Source organism: Micromonospora sp. RTBAU3-60 (genome assembly GCF_054963695.1).
In genome coordinates, this window is sequence record NZ_JBUEGB010000004.1 from 140,923 (window position 1) to 161,993 (window position 21,071).

Consider the following 21,071-nt stretch of genomic DNA (forward strand, 5'->3'; position numbering starts at 1 on the left):
CCGGCGGACGACCTTCGGGAGGACGATGGGCGACAACGGGTGGTCCGCCGATTCGGGAGGTTTCGGGCGCCGGCTGGACGAGCATGAGCCGGGCGGCGTGCCGCCGGAGCCGACCGAGGGCCGGATGGTGGACAGCGCCGTCTACGCCGACGGCCGGCGCCATGCCTCCCCGTCCACCCTCGGCGACACCTATCGATGCCTGCAGGAACTCGACGGGGCGATGGCCTGGATCGGGCTCTACCGGCCGAGCACCGCGCAGATCCGATCGCTGGCCCGGGAGTTCCAGCTGCACGACCTGGCGGTCGAGGACGCCATCAACGCCCACCAGCGCCCCAAGCTGGAACGCTACGACCACACCCTGTTCGTGGTGCTCCGGGCCGCGCGCTACATCGACGAGCGCGAGGAGGTCGAGTTCAGCGAACTGCACCTGTTCATCGGGCCGGGCTTCGTCATCACGGTGCGCCACGGCGAGGCACCCGATCTGGCCGCGGTGCGCCGCCGGCTGGAAGCCGACCCACCGGTCCTGGCGCTCGGACCCGAGGCCGTCCTGTACGCGGTTCTCGACCAGGTCGTCGACGGCTACGCGCCGGTGGTCGCCGGACTGGAGAACGACATCGACGAGATCGAGACCCAGGTGTTCGGCGGCGACCCCAACGCCAGCCGCCGCATCTACGAACTCAGCCGTGAGGTCATCCAGTTCCAGCGAGCCGCCCGCCCGCTGGCCAAGGTGCTCGACGCCCTCACCGGCGGGTTCGACGCCTACGGCACGGACGAGGAGCTACGCCGTCGGCTGCGCGACGTCTCCGACCATCTCACCCAGGTCGTCGAACGCGTCGACGGGTTCCGGCACCTGCTGCAGAACGTCCTCGCGGTGAACACCACGCTCGTCAGCCAGGCGCAGAACGAGGAGATGCGCAGCCTCACCGCCGCCAGCTACGCCCAGAACGAGGAGATCAAGAAGGTGTCCTCCTGGGCGGCGATCCTGTTCGCGCCCACGCTGATCGGGACCGTCTACGGCATGAACTTCACGCACATGCCCGAGCTCACCTGGCGCTACGGCTATCTGTTCGCCCTCGCCCTGATGGCCCTGGTCTGCCTGACCCTGTACCTGGTCTTCAAGCGTCGCGGCTGGCTGTGAGGCGGGCAGAGGAAATCACTTAGGACGATAGGGAACCGGTTCCACGCGTTCGGTCGGCTTGCCGCCAGTCGGATTGGTCGATCAGTCAGGCGACGGCCCCCGGGACGGCCGCGCCGTGATCCGATCGGTGGAGCGGGCGTGGCTCCGACGGTGGTGGGGCCCGCCGGTGGGGCCGGAATTGATGTCGAGCGGTGGATTTCGGCGGCCCTCGATACCGCCGAAGACCGCTTCCTCCTACCGTGACGTCCGGCACGCCGGCGGGTGGACGTCGCCGGGAGTCGACCCGGTGGCGCGATTCCGGCGCCTACAGGGGGTTCTCGATGCACGTTCGGAGCCGCGCCGTCGCGGGTCTGGTTGCCGGGGCTGTGGTGCTGCTCGGCCTGCCGGCGGCTGCTGCGGGAACGGTGGCGGGTATGCGCGCCACCGGTGTCGCGAGCACCACCGCTCGCACCGCCGCGGAAGCAGCCGGCGGTGATGCCGCAACCGCTGCCGCCCGTACGGTCGCCCTCGCGGCCCAACCGGTGCCGGGGGACACCCGGCTGGTGCCGAGCACGCCGCGCACCGACGTGCCACGGATCACCAACGGCGAGATCACGGACATCGCCCTGATCGGCAACCGGGTCTTCATCGCCGGCACCTTCACCTCGATCGCCAACGTCGGCGGGACCGCGGTCGCCCAGCGCTCGCTGGCCTCGTACAACATCGACACCGGCAAGATCGACATGGGCTTCCGGCCGACGTTCGACGGATCCGTCGAGGCCGTCGAGGCCTCGCCCGACGGATCGTCGCTCTACGTCGCGGGATCGTTCAACACCGTCGGTGGGGTCGCGAAGCGGAAGATCGTCCGGCTCAACCCGACCACCGGTGCTCCCATCGCGGCGTTCACCGCAACCGCGAACGCCCGGGCGACCGCGCTGGCCGTGAGTAGGACCGCGGTGTACGTGGGTGGCCAGTTCACGACGGTGAACGGCGTGAGCCGCAGCGGCCTGGTCGCGCTCAACCCGACCACCGGCGCGGTGGACAGCGGATTCAACCTGCCCATGTCCGGCGGCATCGGCGTCGGCGGCATGCTCACCGTGCAGCAGCTCAAGCTGACCCGCGACGGCAGCAAGCTGCTCGTCGTCCACACCGGTCGCCAGATCGCCGGTCAGGACCGCTACGGTGTCGCCCTCGTCAACACCGCCACCAAGGCCCTCCTGCCGTGGCGCACCCGGTTGTGGGAGGACAACCTCTCCTTCGTCGGCGGCATTCAGCGGGTCTTCGCCGGTGACATCGCGCCGGACGACTCGTACTTCGTCGTCACCAGCGGCTCGGGCGGCGACCGCCCACCGATCAACGACACCGCCATGGCGTTCGCGCTGACCGGCAACGACAACGTCGAGCCGCTCTGGGTGTCCCGGCACTTCGACAGCGTCTACTCGGTCGCCATCACCGCCACAGCCGTGTACGTGGGCGGCCACTTCAGCTGGCAGGAATCGCCGACCGCCAACGTCCCCTGGCCTGGGCTCGACAACGTCGGGTACGGCACGGGCCAGGGCCTGAGCGGTTACGGCCTCGGCGACCAGGTGGTCCGCCGGGACCACCTCGGCGCGCTCGACCCGAAGACCGGCACGGCGCTGGAGTGGAACCCGGGCTCCAACTCGTACGAGGGGGAGAAGTACCTCCTGGCCACCGCGCGCGGTCTCTTCGCCGGTGGCGACGGCAACATCAAGGGCGGCAAGACGGTCGGGCGGGTCGGATTCTTCGACATCGCCAAGGCCCCGGCGCCCGCGCCGGTCGACACGACGATCGTCACGCCCGTCGAGGGCGCGGTGAAGAGCGCCAACAGCCCCTTCGTGATCGACGGCCAGGCGGTCGCGCCGACCGGCGTCACCCGGGTCCAGGTCGAGATCCTGAATGCGAAGAAGCAGTACCTGCAGGACGACCTGGTCACCTGGGGTGCCTCGAACAGCATCAACGCCACGGTCGCCACGCCGAACGCCACCTCCACCAAGTGGTCGCTGTCGGTGGCGCTGCCCCCCGGCGCGTACCAGATCCAGGCGAAGACGTTCGCCAACGGCGGCGCGAGCGACGCCACCAAGGCCATCAAGAAGATCGAAACCTTCCGGTTCGACGACCTGCCCCCGGCGACGAGGATCGACTCGCCGGTCGGTGGCCTGCTCGCCACGAAGAGCTTCATCGCCACCGGCACCGCCACCGACGACAAGGGCATCAGCTCGCTGATCTACTCGTTCCGCACCCCGAACAACCAGTACCTCCAGGACGACGGGACCGTCGCCCCGGTCTACAACACGTTCCGCGGCGAGCCGGACGTCATCGGCGCGCTGTCGACCACCTGGCAGTTCGAGGTGACCCTGCCCATCGAGGGCCAGTGGAAGATGACCGCCACGGCCGTCGACACCGCCGGTCAGAGCGACCTGCGCGGCGACACCCAGGACTGGACCATCTCGGCAACTGGCGTCCCGCCGACCGTGGCCATCAGCAGCCCGGCGGCGATGACCCCGCCCACCGCGGCCGCGCCGGTCACCGTCGCGCCCGGCGCCGCGATCACCTTCTCCGGTACGGCCAGGGACGACGACAGCCTGAAGTCGGTCGAGATCTACCTGCGCAACACCGCCACCCGGGAGGCGCTGGCCGCCGACGGCACGTGGGGCGCCGACTCGATCGCCGCCTACTACCGGATCTCACCGACGAACCTCAACGCCACCTCGTACAACTGGTCCTACACCACCGAGCCGCTCAAGCCCGGCGTGTACGACTTCCGGGTACGGGCCACCGACAACCTGGGCCTGACCACGACGAGCACCAACCTGGGCCGGCTCACGGTCACCGCCCAGGTGCCCGGTGACGCGTTCCCCAACGGTCTGCTGAACTTCACCGGCGTCGACCAGAACGTCGAGCAGCTGCACCTCGACCTGGCCGGCACGGCGACCGACGACAAGGGCGTGCAGGGCGTACGGGTGGCGCTGCGCGACCTGGACACCGGCCGGTACGTGCAGCCGAACGGCACCATGGCGGCGAGCTTCGCCACGGTGAACGCCAAGCTCGCCTCGCCCGGCGCGACGAGCAGCACGTTCACCCTGTCGATCGACCTGCCGACCAAGGGCGAGTACAGCGTCGAGGCGTGGGCGGTCGACACGGCGGGCCAGCAGGACGGCTCGACCGCCGGTGCCACCGCCAAGTACCTCGTGTATCCGGGCGACCTCGACCCGCGGCTGGAACCGAGCCTCACCCCGCAGGACGGGGCGGCCTACACCGGCCAGCGGATCGTGGTCAGCGGACGGGCCGTGGACGACATCGGAATGCTCCGGGTGGAGATCCAGATCGTCAACAGCGCGGGCCAGGGCATGAACGCCGCCGGTGGGTTCGGCGGTCTCCCCTGGATCTCCGCTTTCCTCACCAGCCCGGGTTCGCCGGGGTCGAACTTCGCGTACACGTCGCCGGTGATCCCGGCCGGCGCCTACACCGTGTCCATCAGGGCGGTCGACAACTACGGCCAGCTGCAACAGCCGCCGAAGACCGTCGCCGTGACCGTCAAGTAGGCCGATCGGCCGCAGACCGATCCGGCGGCCGCAGACCGACGGATCGGTCTGCGGCCGCCGGGGCTGCGGGCCCACATCGGTCGTGCTCAGGAGCCGATGGCGTCCAGCTCGACCAGCTCGTCCCGCGGAAGGGACAGCGCGGCGGCGGCAACGTTCTCGCGCAGGTGCGCCACGGACGAGGTACCGGGAATGAGCAGGATGTTCGGGGAGCGCTGCAGCAGCCACGCCAGCGCGACGGCCATCGGCGTGGCGTCGAGACGAACGGCGACCGCGGTCAGCTCCTCCGACTGGAGTGGGGAGAAGCCACCGAGCGGGAAGTAGGGCACGTAGGCGATGCCCTGCGCGGCGAGCGAGTCGATCAGGTCGTCGTCGTCCCGGTTCGCGATGTTGTAGAAGTTCTGCACGCACACGATCGGCGCGATGGACTGCACCTCGGCAACCTGGTCGGCGTTGACGGTGCTGAGACCCAGGTGCTTAATCAACCCCTCCTGCTGCAACTGCGCGAGCACCGTGAACGGCTCGGCGATCGACCCGGGAGTGGGCCGGTCGAACCCGCCGACGCGCAGGTTGACGACATCGAGCACGTCGAGTCCGAGGTGATCCAGGTTGTCGTGCACTGCCTGGCGCAACTGCTCGGGAGCCAGCGCCTGCGGCCAGTTCCCCTCGGCGTCGCGCAACGCCCCGACCTTCGTCACGATGTGCAGGCCATCCGGATATGGGTGCAGAGCCTCCCTGATGATCTGATTGGTGACGTACGGGCCGTAGAAGTCGGCGGTGTCGATGTGGTTGATCCCCAGCTCGACGGCCTCGAGCAGCACGGCCACGGCAGCGTCGCGGTCGGCCGGTGGGCCGAAGACGTGCGGGCCGGCCAACTGCATCGCCCCGTACCCCATCCGGCTGACGGTGAGATCCCCCATCCGGAACGTTCCGCCGGAAGGCATGGTCGGTGTCACGAAAAGTCCTCTCCGTTGTCGCGAATCCCGCGGGCTTCCCCGCCGACGCGGCCACGAAACCGCGGCGGCGTCAGCACGTCCTGGCTACAACACTCCGCCACGCCGCGCGTAACAGGCTGAACCCCGATGTTCCTGGGAGTGGGAGGGACAGGCAGGCCACGATCCACGTGGCTACCGCCGGTAACACCCGGCGGGCACGAAAGCCCGGGAAGGCAGCGGAGTGATCGTTGATCAGGGGTCTGACCTGGTGCCCCCGGCAGGATTCGAACCTGCGACACACGGTTTAGGAGGTGTGACGCGGCGGAAGCTGCTCGGCAGTGAGCTGGCACCGTCCGTGGGCCTCTCGCGGACTGGACGCGGACCGCTCCCCGTCACGGCAGCGCGAAAGGTCAGTGCGGTTGGCGGCATAGCGGGAACCGCAACGTGACGATCCCCGTCATAGAGCCGACGGTGTGACGGTCGGGAGGGCGCTAGATGCGTCGTAAGTTTGTCGTCGTGGTTGTCGCCGGAATGCTCACCGGTATTGCGGGCAGCGCTGCGGGCTGCGCCCGCAACAGTTCCGCCGGTTCGCCGGTCACCAACTCGCCGGTCAGCGTAGCGCCGGTTGGAGACTGGCCGGCCGGCGTTAAGGAGGCCGAGGTCTACGTAGAGGTGTTACGCAGGTATCTCGGCACGCCTGCGGAGAACTCTTTCCCTGCGCGGACCCTCAAGACGGTCTACGTGCTCGATCAGGCCCATCCGGACGCAGGAGATCCTCTCGGGAAGCATGAGCGGGGCACTCCAATTGCGCGGAACACCCAGCAGCAGGTAACGGCCTCTCTGGCGGCGGTAGCAAATGTGACTTTCATCGACGACGGGGAGGCAGTGATCGAGACGAGGGACGGCTGCCCACGAGTCAAGGACGGCGGCATCTTGATCACGCTGGGCACGGTGAACGGCGACGATCCTAAGGTGCAGGTCCCGATCACCGGCTTTGTCGCCTGCCTCGGCGCCACCTGGCTGACCTACGTGGTGCAGAACAGACCTGGTACCGGGTGGCGGGTGACGGGCACGACCGGCCCGAGTGCAATCTCATAAGCCCGCGAACGATCCCGCCGCGACTCCCCACCCCGTCTCACAGCCCTGGGACCGCCCAGTTGCGCGCGGGCACGCCAATGCCAGCGTGACGACCCGCCACGACGCCCGCGCGGTCGATGGCCGGGACGCTGAGGTCGCCCAGCACCTGGACGCGAGCCGGGCGAAGCTGGCTAGGCGATCGGGCACGCAGCGGGCACGGAAGTCCCGGAAGGCAGACCAGTGATCGTTGATCAAGGCGGTGACCTGGTGCCCCCGGCAGGATTCGAACCTGCGACACACGGTTTAGGAAACCGTTGCTCTATCCCCTGAGCTACGAGGGCGCGAGGGCCCAGTCTAGCGACCCGCGCATTGACCCGGGGTAGCAGGGAGTTGGCCGGCGTTGACCTGCACTGTCCCCGGCCGACTGGACCAGCCGATGACCACACGTCGACCACACGTGGCGCGCTGGCGGCCGTGATCCCTGACCCGCGTTGACCCAGAGTGGCGCCGGTTAACCCACGACGGCACCCGCTGGAGAGCACACACCCCGCACATCATCAAGATCAGCCGTCGTTGCTTGCGCTCTCGAGGGAGGGCCAACAATGCGGCAGCCAAGCCCTCAGCGGTGACGTACGACGAGACACTTTATCAACTAGAGCATCAGCACCGTAGTTAGATGATCTTGCAGCGAGCAGTGCCTTGCTCCGTTTGTGGGTGAATCCGTGTCCGTCCTTGACTGTCCGCGCGAGTTCCCCGGCGTTCGAGCAGCACCAGAGCAACCAACGGGGCCCAGCCCACGTCCAGACCGGGCCGGCGCCACTCGCTGCGTTGATGGTGTCAGCGGCCTTGGTGAGGAGGTTCGAGGACACGGCGGCGAGTATGGCTGCCGGGCTCGCCTCGCGCCGACATGCTGGCGTGACTTGTCATACCGCGCGGATACGGTCGCCTGCATGCCTACGGATACTGCGGCGCGGAACGTCCACTTCGTTCCCGGGGGTAGTGGCCATGCTGATCGGCACGTGAGGCTGGGCGCCGCGTGGCTTGTCAAACGGCCGGGGCACCGCGCGGTGTTCGTGCCCACGAAGCAGAACTTCGAGCGCAACGGGGCCCTGCCTCGACTGCTGCCTGGAGTGGCCGTGGTGACCGAGCCCGCACAGAGCAATCGGTCGTGGAACGGCGGCCCTCTGCTCGTGTGCTGACCCACGGAGAAGATGCTCGGCATGCTTGCCGGGCACTTCGGGCGACAGGTCACGTCCGTCTGCGTACTTGAGTGGGGCGATGATCGGTCGGTCCGGGCGTGGCTTGCGGCGCATCGCGCAGTCGACTGACTACTGGTGAACCGATCGCCTCGACGATCGAGCTGCCGCCGGTGGTGCTCGTTGCCATGCAACATCTGAACCTCGTGGTGAACCACGCAAACGGCCTCGCCGGGTATTACGACGAAGGGCTGGCGAACCAGACGCTGACGGAGTTGGTGCGGCACGGACACCGATTCGACGTCGACGACTTGTGTGCGTGGCCGCCCGCGAACGGGTTCACCGGCAGCGACGTGGAGCGGCTGCGGGACATGGCCCGCAAAGCCCTCGCAGGTCACCGCTTCCGCGCGAAAAGCGCCCCGCTGCGGTCTGGCATCGCTCAGATGTGGGAGGCCAAAACGCGCGGCGAATCGTACGAATGACTCGATGGATCGCTGGCAGAACCGGTTGGCGTCCTCGAAGCTCAGGTTGATACGTTGCGGGCTGGCCCTAGCAGAGAGGTCATCGCGTGAAGCTTGACTTGTGGGTCTCCGACCGGGATTTCCCTGCCCGCTCGCTGGAGGCCATCAAACTGGGAACGGACTGGACGCGAGTCGGCGAGGCAGCCAGCTCGCAGGAGGACCTGATCAAGCACGTGCAGCGGATGCTCGGGCTGCGAGGCGGCCAAGAGCGAAGCAAGGTCGCCTTCTACGCCAACCTTGATGCAGACCACCCTTGGACTTGTCAACTCGTCGTACGGCATCCGCAGGTTACTCACGGAGTGGGCCTACCGAGCACTTTCCGTTTTTGGCTCGCGGTCGACCTGTTCGGGGACCAGTCGAGGGTGGCGTTTTCCACCCAGCCTGCCGGTCTCGCCGTGTTGGAGCGTCGTCCTCCAGCACCGCACCCCGGGTTGTTGAAGCGGCCTATTGTCGTGCCAATGCAGATCAAGGCACCTCGGAACGAGAGGGCCCTCACGATCGTCACTGTCTGATCCTGGAAAGCGGGGCGGGCAATCCAGCATCGTCGCACCTGAATGCCGCGTGCAGTTGGATGGGTTACCCGCCAAGATCCACGTGCATCATTCATAGGTGCTTCAACGGACCCGCGGTACCGCCTTGCTCGCTGCGCTCCTCGTGCTTCAGCAGGTCCGAGGAGCAGCGCTACCCGTGTTGAAACAGCCCATTGGCCCTGGGCCAATCACTTGACGGCAACCCACCGACGGACCGCTGCGCAGAGCTGACGAACCAGGAACCCGACTCGACATCGATGGGCTCATCAACCCAAGGCTGCACGATGGCGGCGAGCTGCGCCGTCATGGGCCACACGTCCACGACCCACCCGTCGGGCGTCACCTCGACATGCCCGCGCAGCGGCTCGATGACCGCTGATGGCAGATCCCATGAGCGTTCGAGGAAATCGTCCACGCCGAACTTCTCAACCATGTTGACCACAACCACGGCGAGACTCTAGCCAAGACGCCCTGCCAAATCGTTCCATGATCGACAGGACAGGCCCTAGATGAAGATCATCTCCAACCGGCTCCGCCATTCCAGCCCACTCGAGCTCTCCTATGCCGCAACCGAAGCCACCGTGGCCGTGGCATCGCGACGGCGGGGTGGCGGGACGCAGCCCGCATAGACCTTATGTCTGCGCCAGCTTGGCCCGAAGAGATCCCGCAGGGTTAATTCGCAGCATTCCTACGCTGGCGAGCACCGGCCGCGCCGCTCAGAAGGTGCCAGAGGGCCAGCCGGCGCCGGGAACGCCGCCGTTGTCCGGCCGGCGTCCGAGTTCAGCACGCCACGCCCGTTCGGCCGCCGGCTACCCCACCACGGCCAAGCATGCTCCGCGTCCAAGCACCCCTGCTTTCAACCTGGTAAGCCCTTGCAGCGCTTCACTCATGAAGCCAGCGCGCATGGTCGACGTTCTGCTGCCATGCCGCCTGGAGCGCGGTGCTGATCAGAGGGCTCTTTCCATACCCCTCCCTTCCCGCAAAGAACTGGGAGGGCTGCCTGAACGACACGGCTTGATCCGGCCACACCCGGTCAGACCGGGTATGGACCGGCCTCTGCCTCCCGGATAGGGTAGGCGTCCCCGATGCGCTTATCGCTGGCTGTCGACTGGAGGTTTCACCTTGGCTGAGCCCTGGCTGTCCGCCGACGACATCGCTGCCCACCTTGGCGTCACGAAAGACACGGTCTACGCGTGGATCGCGGAGAAGGGCATGCCAGCCCACAAGCTCGGCCGACTTTGGAAGTTCCAAGCCAGCGACGTCGATGAGTGGGTGCGCGGCGGTGGCGTCGCCTCGTCGGGTGCCGATGCGCGACCGGACTGACCCTTGGCGCGACCAGTCGAGCCGCGGAAGTGTCGGTGGGTTGCCATGTCCTGAACGACTTGCCTGGAACTGGAAGGAGGTACCCCGGTGGGTGAGGCGGCCCCTACTACGCGCTATAAGCTCTCCTTCACTAGCGGGGCCCTCCTCGTGCGAGAGGCGATGATCGCCGCACCGCTGTATCTGCGTGAACGTGACTGGTCAAAGGTGCGCGCGCTGATCGAGGGCGACAACCTCCTGCAAGCCCGCACGGTTGCGTCGGGGCAGCGCTTTGCACGCGAGATTGTGCAGCGGCTTGCCGTACTCGGCGATGACGAGATTGAGCTGCTCATCGAGGCGTCGGCCACCGAACGTGGATACCTGCTGTGGGCAGCTGCCTGCCGTCGCTACGAGCTGATCGGCGAGTTCGCCGAGGAGGTCGTGCGCGAGCGGTTCCTCCTGTTGGCCTCGACGCTCACGTACGACGACTTCGACAGCTTTGTGCGGACTAAGGCGCTGTGGCACGAGGAGCTGGCCCAGATCAAGGACTCGACGCTGCAGAAGCTGAGGTCAAACGTGTTCAAGATGCTGCAGGAGGCCGAGTTGCTGTCGGAGGCGCGCTTCATCATGCCTGCCGTGTTGTCCGAGCGAGTTGCCGCCGTGCTCAGCGCTCGCACACCGAGTGATCTGCGGTTCTTCCCGACCCAGCAGACCGAAGGGCTGGGGGGCGCGCTGTGATCCCGAAGACTCTGCCTGAGCAGGAGGAGCATTTGTTCGCGGTGCTCAGCGGCCGACGCTTCCTGCAGATGGAGGGCCTGAGCAACGAGGTTCCGTTCTTCATCTACCCGTATCCGCCTGAGGATGCGCTCGCCGTAGCGGCGGCCAAGAAGCGGATCAGGAACCGGCTGTCCAACGCCGGCGTCACGGTTTTCGAGATCAACCTCTACGATCTGTCAGTCGAGCTGCTCAAGGAGCGGGGTGTCTGGGGCCGGGTCCTGGCCATCGAGCCGGATCAGGACAAGGCTGACTTTCGCGAGATGCTCCAGGGGATGCTCGACCCGCAGCTGCATATCGCCCCGGCGATCCGCGACCGGCTCGCGCAAGTGGACTTCGACATTTTCTTCCTCACCGGGATCGGCGAGGTCTTCCCGTACGTCCGCTCACACAACGTGCTGAACAACCTGCAGTCGGTGGTCAAGGGCAAGCCGATGCTCATGTTCTTCCCGGGCCGTTACGAGCAGTCCGACACGCTGGGCTCGTCGCTCGTGTTGTTCGGTCGACTCAAGGACGACCAGTACTACCGAGCCAAGAACATCCTGGAACAGGAGGCGTGAGCTCGATGCAGCTCAGCGAGATCTTCGCCAAGCCCATTCAGCGTCCGATCGAGGGCGTCATCAAGGCCGATGACGTCGCGCACCTGGGCACCGAAGTCGACGAGTACGTCTTAACCAACGAGGCCGCGAAGGGCCTGGAGATCCTCCTCGAGGAGTACACCTCCTACACCAACGCCAACGGCGTGTGGATCTCCGGCTTCTTCGGCTCCGGTAAATCGCACATGCTCAAGATGCTCGCCCACCTGCTCGGGGACGTCGAAGGCCAGGACTACCCGCGCCAGGACGTCTCCGACAGCTTCCGGGCCAAGGCACCGGACGCCTTCCTGCCCGGCTTGCTCGACAAGGCCGACCGCATCCCGGCCAAGAGCCTGCTCTTCAATATCGATCAGAAGGCCACCCTGATCAGCAAGGACCAGACCGACGCCCTGCTGAAGGTGTTCGTCAAGGTCTTCGACGAGAGTCGCGGCTACTACGGCAACCAAGGACACGTCGCCCGCTTCGAGCGCGACCTGGACAACCGCGGGCAGTACGAGGCGTTCAAGGAGGCGTTCGAGCGCATCGCCGGCATCCCCTGGACGCAGGGACGCGAGCAGAGCGCGTTGGAAGGTCCGAGCATCGACCGGGCCTTCGCCGAGGTGAACGGTGCGGCGGCCGACGGCATCATCAAGCAGTACAGCGCCTCATATTCGGTCTCGATCGAGGACTTCGCCGACGAGGTCAAGGCCTGGCTCGACAAGCAGGGCGACCGGAACTTTCGCCTCAACTTCTTCGTCGACGAGGTCGGCCAGTTCATCGGCTCGGACACCAAGCTGATGCTCAATCTGCAGACCATCGCGGAGTCGCTCAACACCAAGTGCGCCGGCCGCTCGTGGGTGTTCGTGACCTCTCAGGAGGACATGGAGAAGGTCATCGGCGACCGCACCAAACAGCAGGGGAACGACTTCTCCAAGATCCAAGCCCGGTTCAAGACCCGGCTGAAGCTCACCAGCGCCGACGTTGAGGAAGTCATCCGCAAGCGCCTGCTGGAGAAGAACGATGCGGCTGTGGCTGAGCTGAGCAAGATCTATGCAGACCAGCACGGCAACTTTAAGACGCTTTTTGACTTCGTCGACGGGGCCAAGAGCTACCGCAACTACACCGACGAGGCGCACTTCATCGGAACCTACCCGTTCGTCAGCTACCAATTCCCGCTGTTCCAAGCCGCGATCGAGGGCATCTCAGAGCACAACGTCTTCGAGGGGCGCAACAGCTCGGTCGGTGAGCGGTCAATGCTCGGCGTCGTCCAACAGGTCGCCAAGGACATCGGCAACGTCGAGGTCGGCCAGCTCGCGACCTTCGACAGCATGTTCGCCGGCATCCGCGCCTCGCTGAAGTCCGCCGCCCAACGTTCGATCGACGTCGCCGAGCGCAACCTTGACAATCAGTTAGCGGTCCGGCTCCTCAAGGCGCTCTTCCTCGTCAAGTACGTCGAGAGCTTTCAGGCGACCCCGCGCAACCTCACGGTGTTGGTGTACGACCGCTTCGGCCTCGACCTCCCCGCCCTGTCAGTCCAGGTGAAGGAAGCGCTGACCTTGCTGGAGTCGCAGACCTACATCCGGCGTAACGGCAACGCGTACGAGTACCTGACCAACGAAGAGCAGGTCATCGAGGAAGAGATCAAGAACGTCGACATCGACGCCTCCGAGGTCAGCGGCCGATTATTCAAGATCCTGTCCGGCGATGTCATCAAGAGCAACAAGATCCGCTATGCCAAGAACGGGCAGGACTTCCCATTCGGGTTCAAGCTCGACGACCAGGCTCATGGCGCCCAGCGGGAGCTGGCGGTCCACTTCATCTCGCCGGAGTACCCGTACTCCCCGGAAGAGATCCGCATGCACAGCGCGGGCAAGGATGAGCTGCGCGTCATCCTCGACCCGGACGCCCGGGTGCTGTCAGACCTGCGGCTGCTGATCAAGACCGAGAAGTACATCAAGCGCAAGCAGGGCACCTCGATCTCCGTGATCGAGGACCAGATTCTGCGCTCCAAGGGCGCGCAGAACATCGACCGGGAGAAGGAGCTCATCCAGCGGGTGCGCGGCTCGGTCGGCAAGGCCACCCTGGTCATCAACGCCGCAGACATCACCTCAAGCTCCCAGGAGGCGCTCACCCGGGTGACAGATGGCTTTCAGGACCTCATCAGCCGCACCTACACTCAGCTCAAGCTGCTCGGCGGTGTCACCTTCAGCGAGCAGCAGGTCGCCTCGGCCGCGAACCCCGACAGCGGCCTGTTCGAAGCCGGCGCCTTTACCAAGCTTCCTGCGGAGGAGGTGCTGTCGTTCGTCCTTCGCAAGGAGGCGCTCGGCGAGCAGGTCACGGTCAAAACCGTCGTCGACAGCTTCACGGCCAAGCCCTATGGCTGGGACCTGGCCTCGATCGAGGTTCTGATCGCGTACCTGATCGGCGCGTCCAAGGTCACACTGACCGTCGATGGCAACGTCCTTAAGCGGTCTGAGGTCGCCACGGCGCTGCGCAACACCCAGAAGCACGCCCACGCCGTGGTGTCGCCGCAGAAGACCTTCGACGAGCGCAAGGTGTCCGTCTTCCGCAAGTTCTGCACCGACTTCTTCGATGAAGCCAACGCGCCCAAGGACCCGCTGGAGCTCGCCCGGCACGGCGCCGACAAGCTAAGGGGCAAGCGCGACGAGCTCAAGGCGACCATGACGGGTTCCAAGTACCCATTCGTGAGCCAGCTCTCCGCCCCTATCGAGCTGCTCGACCAGGTGGTCGGCAAACCCGACGACTGGTACCTGACCGACTTCAACCTTGGCGACGACCTGCTCGACGCCAAGGAGAGCATCATCGACCCGATCCAGGCGTTCCTCAGTGGTGGCCAGAAGGTCATCTACGACGAGGCCGCCGACCTGCTGACCACTCACAGCAGCAACATCGGCTACCTGCCGTCCGGCAGCGACGTCTCGGTCCGTACGGCGCTGGACGACCCGAACGCCTTCCGCGGCAACAAAATGGCCCAGCTCAAGCAGGCCACCGACCAGCTGCGCGCCCAGATCGACGAAGTCGTCGCCAGCAACCGCACCAACGTCATCGAGGCGATCGAGGGACGTAGGGCCGAGATCGAAGCGAGCGCCTTCTACGCCAAGGCGATACCGGACGCCCAGGGGAGGGTGCTGCGCCGGGTCGACCAGATGGTCTCCCGTGTCCGCTCCCAGAACCAGGTTGCTCTCATCCGCGAGACCCGGTCGAGTTTCGAGGAGACCGTCTACCCGGGCCTGCTCGACCAGCTAGCAGCTTCTCAGCAGGAAGACGGCGACGGTGATGGCGGCACGCTACCTCCGCCGAAGCAGACCGTGTCGGTCAAGACCATCTCGGCCACCGGCGTTTACGGGGTGCTGGAGACGGAGGAGGACGTCGACCGCTACCTCGGCGCGCTGCGCACGGCACTTGTCCGGACCCTGAACGACGGAAAGCGAATCTCTCTCTGATGGAAACCGCACCGCTGAAGTCGTTCGCCGCCTGGGCACGTACGGCGCTTATTCGTGAGGTGACCGCCCGTATCGCCGTTGTGTTGGCCCCTGCCTCGCCCGAGCGGGTGGAGCAGCCCACGGTCGTCGAAGCCCTGGAGAAGGCGGTCAGCGCAGCAGGTGGCGAAGACAAGGGCAGGGCAGTGGTCGCACACCGGGTCGCCTACACCTGGTTTAACCGCATCATCGCTCTTAGGTTCATGGATGCTAACGGCTACACCGACATCGGTGTCGTCTCCCCGCGGACCGGCCTCGAGATCGGCCAGCCCGAAATCCTCGCCGACGCCAAGCGCGGCAACATCGACGTGATGGTCGTCGGCACCAAGACTCGCGAAACGGTCATGGGCCTACTCAACGGCACCCGCCGCAGTGAGGACGCCCAGGGCGAAGCCTACGCCCGGCTGCTCGCGGACTACTGCCGCTACTGGAACCGCGCCATGCCGTTCATGTTCGAACGGGACTGCGACTTTACCGAGCTGCTCATCCCCGCGAACCTGCTCGCGGACGACTCGGTGCTCAACCGCGCGGTCGAGGTCCTGACCGACGACGTCTGCCAGGATGTCGAGGTCATCGGTTGGCTGTACCAGTTCTACATCGCGGAGCGGAAGGACGAGGTCTTCGCGGGCTTTAAGAAGAACAAAAAGGCCGGCTCCGACGAGATCCCTGCAGCGACCCAGCTCTTTACCCCACATTGGATCGTGCGCTACCTGGTCGAGAACTCGCTTGGCCGCCTCTGGATGCTCAACCACCCATCATCTCGCCTGGCCGAGCAGATGGAGTACTACATCGCCCCGGTCGATGACGAGACGGACTTCTTGAAGATCGGCAGCCCCGAGGAGCTCAAGGTTATTGACCCGGCGTGCGGGTCAGGCCACATGCTGACCTACGCCTTCGACCTGCTATATGCCATCTACGAGGAAGAGGGCTACGCCCCGGCCGAGATCCCTGGGCTCATCCTGACCAATAACCTCTACGGCGTGGAGATCGACCCCCGTGCCGGAGCGCTCGCGGGTTTCGCTCTCGCGATGAAGGCCCGGGCGCGGCAGCGCAGCTTCTTCAGCAAGCAGGTCGAACCGAACGTGTGCGTGCTCGAACCGATCCGCTTCATCCCGTCCGCAATCGACTTCCTGCTGACGCGCGACGGCGACCATACCGTGGAGACGGCGTTCTGGAACCAGTTCGAGCACGCCGACATCCTCGGATCACTCATTCAGCCCGACCGTGGCCTGGCGGCTGACCTCGGGCGGCACCTCGCACAGCTCGACGGCGGCCCGGACATGGTCATGGCCGACGCTGTCGAGCGGGCACGGCGAGTCGTGCATCAAGCAACGGTTCTGTCCGGCGAGTACGCCGTAGTGATTGCCAATCCGCCGTACATGGGCGCCGGGAACATGGGCGCTCTGATGACCGGATTCGCGAAGGACCACTACCCGACGAGCAGGACGGACCTGTTCGCCATGTTCATCGAAGTGTGTGTACGCCTGGCGGGTGGCTCGGGGCTGGTCGCCATGGTAACCATGCAGTCGTGGATGTTCCTCGCGTCTTTCGAGAAACTGCGGAAGTTCATCCTTCAGTCCTCGCCGCCCGCAGCCATGGCTCATTTGGGGGAGCGCGCGTTCGACTCGATCGGCGGAGCCGTGGTCTCCACGACCGCATTCGTCTTGCAGGCGGGCAGGTCGCCGAGCGAGGAGGGCACCTACCTGCGGCTGGTCGACGGCCGGACTGAGTCGGAGAAGTCACAGACGATGCTCGCCGCCGCGGCGGCCGCGAAAACCGGCGAAGGGCCGAATCTGTACCGGAGATCCGGTGACAGCTTCTCGCGGATCCCGGGCACACCGATCGTCTACTGGCTCTCGGAGGACATGAGCCGGGCCTTCGCCCTCGGGCGGCCCCTAGGCGAACTGGCCGAACTACGCGAGGGACTGTCCAGCTCGGACGCCGACCGATTCACCCGGCTGTGGTGGGAGGTTTCCCAGCGATCGTGCGACCTGAGCGCGCCCACCCCTGCCGCAGCCGAGGCCGGTGGCGCCAAATGGTTTCCGTTCAACAAGGGCGGCGAGTACCGCAAGTGGTACGGCAATCATGAGTACCTGATCAACTGGCAGAACGGCGGCCGGGAAATCCTTGCCGAGCGCCCCAAGTCCACCGTCCGTAGCCCTCAGTTTTACTTCCGTTCCTCGATCTCGTGGTCCAAGATCTCATCCGGTGCGCCCGCCTTCCGTAGCTATCCGGAGGGATTCGTTCTCGGATCTGCCGCCAAGTCCGTTTTCGTCAGCTCCGAGCGGGAGGCGAGCCTGATCATGAGCATCTGCAACTCGTCACTAATGCAGGCGCTCCTTCAAGCGAAGTCGCCGACCATGTCGTTTGTGGCCGAAGACGTCGGGAGCCTGCCGATCGTCAACTCTAAGGCGCCGGACGAGGTGCTCGCCTCGGTAGCGGAACTGCAGGCCAACTCGAAGCTCGACTGGGATCAGTCCGAGACGTCATGGAACTTCGCGTCGCCATCGTTTCTGGGCGGCGGTGTGCGGGTCGCGGAGACGGTCGACGAATACTGCCGCCGCTGGGACAGTCTCTCGCTGCGGCAGCAATCTCTAGAAGAGGCGAACAATCGGGCGGTCGCGGAGCTCTACGGGCTTGAGCACGAGGTGCGGTGGGAGGTGTCGCTGGATCGGGTTTCGCTGACTCGGAACACGGCCTTCAAGTACGCCGGCAAGCCTGCGTCGGAGCGTGCGGCGCTGTTCCGGCAGGATGTTACGAAGGAGCTGGTGTCCTACGCCATCGGCTGCATGTTCGGGCGCTACAGCCTGGACGAGCCGGGGCTGATCCTGGCCGATCAGGGTGCCACGCTGCACGACTACCTCGCCAAGGTGCCTGCTCCCACCTTTGCTCCAGACGAGGACAACGTCATTCCCGTCGTGGACGGCGACTGGTTCGAGGACGATATCGTTGCGCGCTTCCGCCAGTTCCTCCGGGCCGCCTTCGGTGATCAGCACTTCGAGGAGAATCTCCGCTTCGTGGCAGAGTCGCTCGGCGTGAAGGACATCCGCGACTACTTCGTGAGGTTGTTTTACAAGGACCACGTCCAGCGGTACAAGAAACGCCCGATCTACTGGCTCTTCTCCAGCCCCAAGGGCTCGTTCAACGCGCTCATCTACATGCACCGCTACACGCCCTCCACGGTATCGACGGTGCTCAACGAGTACCTGCGCGAGTTCACGGCCAAGTTGACCTCCAGCCTGCAGCAGCAGGAGCGCCTGGCCGCTGGTGGCGGGACGCCGCGTCAGCAGGCGGCCGCCCAGAAGGAGGCTGACCGGCTCCGCAAGGTGCTGCTGGAGCTCGAGGAGTACGAGCACGACGTTCTGTATCCGCTGGCGTCTCGGCAGCTCTCGATCGACCTAGACGACGGCGTGAAGGTGAACTACCCGAAGTTCGGCGCCGCGTTGAAGAAGATCCCCGGTCTTGAGGCAAGCGATGAGTGACGCTGCCACGGTCCGCCCGCACTTGGAGCGGTGGTTCGAGACCCGCCGGGTAGTCTTCTGGCACGACCCGGACGGCCAGTATGCCGCCGACCTGGACGATCTCGAGCTGCCGGGTGTCCAGACGATCCGCGTTGCCAACGACGAGTTCGGTATCAAGAACCGACTCCTGTACGACGAGCCGACGAGCAAGTTCCTCGTGTACCGCTCCGGTCAGGTGCCGACGGGCATCGGGAACTGGCTGCTTGACCTTGAGCTTGCCTACGGAGTCTTCACAGCCGATCGCACCACCCTCGTCGCGCAGATTCTCGGCCTCACTGGCACGGGCATCGACGAGGTCGTCCAGACTCACGAGAAGTTCTTCAACGCGACCAAACGCGTCCAAAGCCTCAAGGCTTTGCTGAGTCCCGAGGACGATTCCATCGACCTGCGCGCCAAGATGACCGCAGTGCTGCTTGGTCTCAAGGACGCCCACAGCCTGCTGGAGATCACCCGCACGCTGCTCACGGAGAACGCCCGAGGGCTCCACACGAAGTACGAGGCGCTCGTCGATTACGGCCTCGACGACTTCTTCTGGCGCGGCGTCGCCAGTATCTACGGCTACGAGTCGACCTCGCCGAGCATCGACGATCTCGTGCTGTGGATCTTCCGCAAGGCCATCGGTGGCTTCAAGTCTGACCGGCCGGGTGGCCTGCAAAACATCCAGCTCGACTTCGCGAGTCTGCGCAACGACCGGCGCAGCCAGGAGGCGCTTGCCACACTCGCCAAGCGCGCAGCACGTGACCTCGATTACGCCTCGATGATCGAGGATGCAAGCTTCCGTGATCTGGTGTCGGTCGACCTATTCGAGGAGACCGACCAGAAGATCATCAGCGACCTGGCGCGCGCCGTGGCCGAGCAAACCGTCACCCCGCGCGAGGTCGCCGAAGTCGTACGGGCGCGGCAGAGCAGCGTGTGGATCGACGGCTATCGGCAGCTTTACACAGCCGTCGCTAGCGCTTCCGAACTGCTGGGCGAGCTCGCTTCCCTGAACCTCGGGATGCAGTCGTTCGACGACGGGCTAGAGCGCTACCGCCGCGAGTGGTTCCGCATCGACCAGCTCTACCGCCAGTTCGTCTACGCGGAGCGCATGGCCGAATACCCGAAGCTACTGGAGGCGTTGCGAGAGCAGGTCGAGAAACGTTACACCAACAAGTTCGTCTACGAGCTGGGCAATGCCTGGCAGCAGCAAGTCGACCAGGTCGAGCGGTGGCGTTCGTCCGTACTCCGCTCCCAGGCGAGCTTCTACGCTGGCTACGTGGAGCCGCTCGTGCGCGACGGCGACAAGAAGGCCGTCGTCATTATCTCTGACGCGCTCCGGTACGAGGTAGCCGATGAACTCGGCTCATGCATCCGGCAGGAGGACCGCTTCGACGCCACACTCGACGCCGTCCTCGGAGTGTTGCCGAGCTACACCCAGCTCGGGATGGCGGCGCTTCTGCCGCACTCGACGCTCAAGCACTCCGCCGACGCCAAGACCGTGCTCGTGGACGACCAGCCGACGAGCGGCACCGCCTTCCGCGGAAAGATCCTCGAGAGCGTCGGCGGCACGGCGATCCAGGCCGAGGACTTCAAGGCCCTGAACGCCGACGAGCGACGCGAGCTCTACAAGGCCAACCGAGTTCTGTACGTCTACCACAACCGAATCGACGCCACCGGCGACAAGCCCAGCACCGAACGGCAGGTGTTCGAGGCCGTCGAGGACACGCTGCGTGACCTCGTCGACCTCGTGAAGAAGCTGGCCAGCGCCAACGCCACGAACATCTTCATCACGGCTGACCACGGCTTCCTGTTCCAGGACGAGGCTCTCGGCGACACGTTTGTCCTGTCCGCCCGGCCGCAGGGCGACGACCTCAAAGTCGTCAACCGACGGTACGTGCTGGGGCGCGGCCTCAAGGTCGACAACGCCTTCGCGACCTTCGATGCCGCCCAGCTCGGGCTCCAGAGCGACCTCGAGGTGCAGATCCCCAAGTCGATCCACCGACTCCGCCTCGCCGGCGGGGGAGCACGGTTCGTCCACGGTGGGGCGACGCTCCAGGAGATCGTCGTCCCCGTGCTGGCCGTCAACAAGAAGCGCAAGAGCGACACCAGACTGGTCAACGTCGAGGTGTGGCCCGAGTCCGACAAGATCACGACAGGGCAGGTCGTCGTCCGACTGTTCCAGTCCGAGCCAGTCACCGACAAGGTCCAGCCACGCACGCTCCGGGCCGGGCTCTACGTCGGCGAGACCCTGATCTCGAATCTCGCCCACCTAACCTTCGACCAGATCTCGGCCGACAAGCGAGACCGGTACCAGACCGCCCAGATGCTGCTCAGCCAGGACGCCAATGTCTACAACAACCGTGCCGTCGAGTTCCGCCTGGAGGAGCGCATCCCCAACACCAACCAGTGGCGCGTCTACGCGAAGGCGATCTACACGCTGAAGCGTTCGTTCGCCTCGGACTTCGACTTCTGAGGGGAAGGAGGCTC

The 21,071-nt window shown here is 65.7% G+C and carries 13 protein-coding genes and 1 tRNA gene; 11 read left to right on the forward strand and 3 right to left on the reverse strand.

Annotated elements, in window-relative coordinates:
* Positions 1-25 precede the first annotated feature (25 nt).
* Together corA and ACY34I_RS06025 are read left to right on the forward strand one after the other, a co-directional pair.
* On the forward strand, positions 26-1,138 hold the full coding sequence (gene corA, locus ACY34I_RS06020) for a magnesium/cobalt transporter CorA (protein ID WP_462753228.1): 1,113 nt from the start codon (positions 26-28) through the stop codon (positions 1,136-1,138).
* A gap of 320 nt (positions 1,139-1,458) precedes the next feature.
* Positions 1,459-4,680, forward strand: coding sequence for an Ig-like domain-containing protein (locus tag ACY34I_RS06025; RefSeq protein ID WP_462753230.1), 3,222 nt, complete (start codon positions 1,459-1,461; stop codon positions 4,678-4,680).
* Positions 4,681-4,766: 86 nt separating this feature from the next.
* Here ACY34I_RS06025 and ACY34I_RS06030 read toward each other — a convergent pair whose 3' ends face one another.
* Positions 4,767-5,621, reverse strand: coding sequence for an aldo/keto reductase family oxidoreductase (locus tag ACY34I_RS06030; RefSeq protein WP_462753454.1), 855 nt, complete (start codon positions 5,619-5,621; stop codon positions 4,767-4,769).
* Between the two features lie 486 nt (positions 5,622-6,107).
* Here ACY34I_RS06030 and ACY34I_RS06035 point away from each other — a divergent pair, with 486 nt between their 5' ends.
* A complete protein-coding gene (locus tag ACY34I_RS06035; RefSeq protein WP_462753232.1) occupies positions 6,108-6,710 on the forward strand; it encodes a hypothetical protein in 603 nt (200 codons plus the stop codon).
* 244 nt (positions 6,711-6,954) lie between these two features.
* Here the strand turns inward: ACY34I_RS06035 and ACY34I_RS06040 are convergent.
* Positions 6,955-7,030: transfer RNA gene (locus ACY34I_RS06040), tRNA-Arg, on the reverse strand.
* Between the two features lie 1,028 nt (positions 7,031-8,058).
* Here ACY34I_RS06040 and ACY34I_RS06045 point away from each other — a divergent pair.
* Positions 8,059-8,367: a hypothetical protein gene (locus ACY34I_RS06045; protein WP_462753234.1), complete on the forward strand. Its 309-nt coding sequence runs from the start codon at positions 8,059-8,061 to the stop codon at positions 8,365-8,367.
* A gap of 86 nt (positions 8,368-8,453) precedes the next feature.
* Positions 8,454-8,918 (forward strand): hypothetical protein, encoded by a 465-nt coding sequence (locus ACY34I_RS06050; protein ID WP_462753236.1) that lies wholly within the window; start codon positions 8,454-8,456, stop codon positions 8,916-8,918.
* Between the two features lie 169 nt (positions 8,919-9,087).
* Here ACY34I_RS06050 and ACY34I_RS06055 read toward each other — a convergent pair whose 3' ends face one another.
* A complete protein-coding gene (locus ACY34I_RS06055; protein WP_462753238.1) occupies positions 9,088-9,384 on the reverse strand; it encodes a hypothetical protein in 297 nt (98 codons plus the stop codon).
* Positions 9,385-10,058: 674 nt separating this feature from the next.
* On the opposite strand from ACY34I_RS06055, the gene ACY34I_RS06060 reads away from it, so the two are divergent.
* The 6 genes from ACY34I_RS06060 (at position 10,059) to pglZ (ending at position 21,057) form a co-directional block, all read left to right on the forward strand.
* Positions 10,059-10,259: a helix-turn-helix domain-containing protein gene (locus ACY34I_RS06060; protein ID WP_462753240.1), complete on the forward strand. Its 201-nt coding sequence runs from the start codon at positions 10,059-10,061 to the stop codon at positions 10,257-10,259.
* Between the two features lie 87 nt (positions 10,260-10,346).
* Complete coding sequence (locus tag ACY34I_RS06065) at positions 10,347-10,973, forward strand: DUF1819 family protein (protein ID WP_462753242.1); 627 nt, start codon at positions 10,347-10,349, stop codon at positions 10,971-10,973.
* 41 nt (positions 10,974-11,014) lie between these two features.
* Complete coding sequence (locus ACY34I_RS06070) at positions 11,015-11,569, forward strand: DUF1788 domain-containing protein (RefSeq protein WP_462753456.1); 555 nt, start codon at positions 11,015-11,017, stop codon at positions 11,567-11,569.
* A gap of 5 nt (positions 11,570-11,574) precedes the next feature.
* On the forward strand, positions 11,575-15,048 hold the full coding sequence (brxC, locus tag ACY34I_RS06075) for a BREX system P-loop protein BrxC (protein WP_462753244.1): 3,474 nt from the start codon (positions 11,575-11,577) through the stop codon (positions 15,046-15,048).
* Positions 15,048-18,566 (forward strand): BREX-1 system adenine-specific DNA-methyltransferase PglX, encoded by a 3,519-nt coding sequence (pglX, locus tag ACY34I_RS06080; RefSeq protein ID WP_462753246.1) that lies wholly within the window; start codon positions 15,048-15,050, stop codon positions 18,564-18,566. The genes brxC and pglX overlap by 1 nt, the downstream gene beginning before the upstream one ends.
* Positions 18,559-21,057, forward strand: a complete 2,499-nt coding sequence (pglZ, locus tag ACY34I_RS06085) for a BREX-1 system phosphatase PglZ type A (protein ID WP_462753248.1) — start codon at positions 18,559-18,561, stop codon at positions 21,055-21,057. Before pglX ends, pglZ begins: the two co-directional genes overlap by 8 nt.
* The last annotated feature ends 14 nt before the right edge of the window (positions 21,058-21,071 follow it).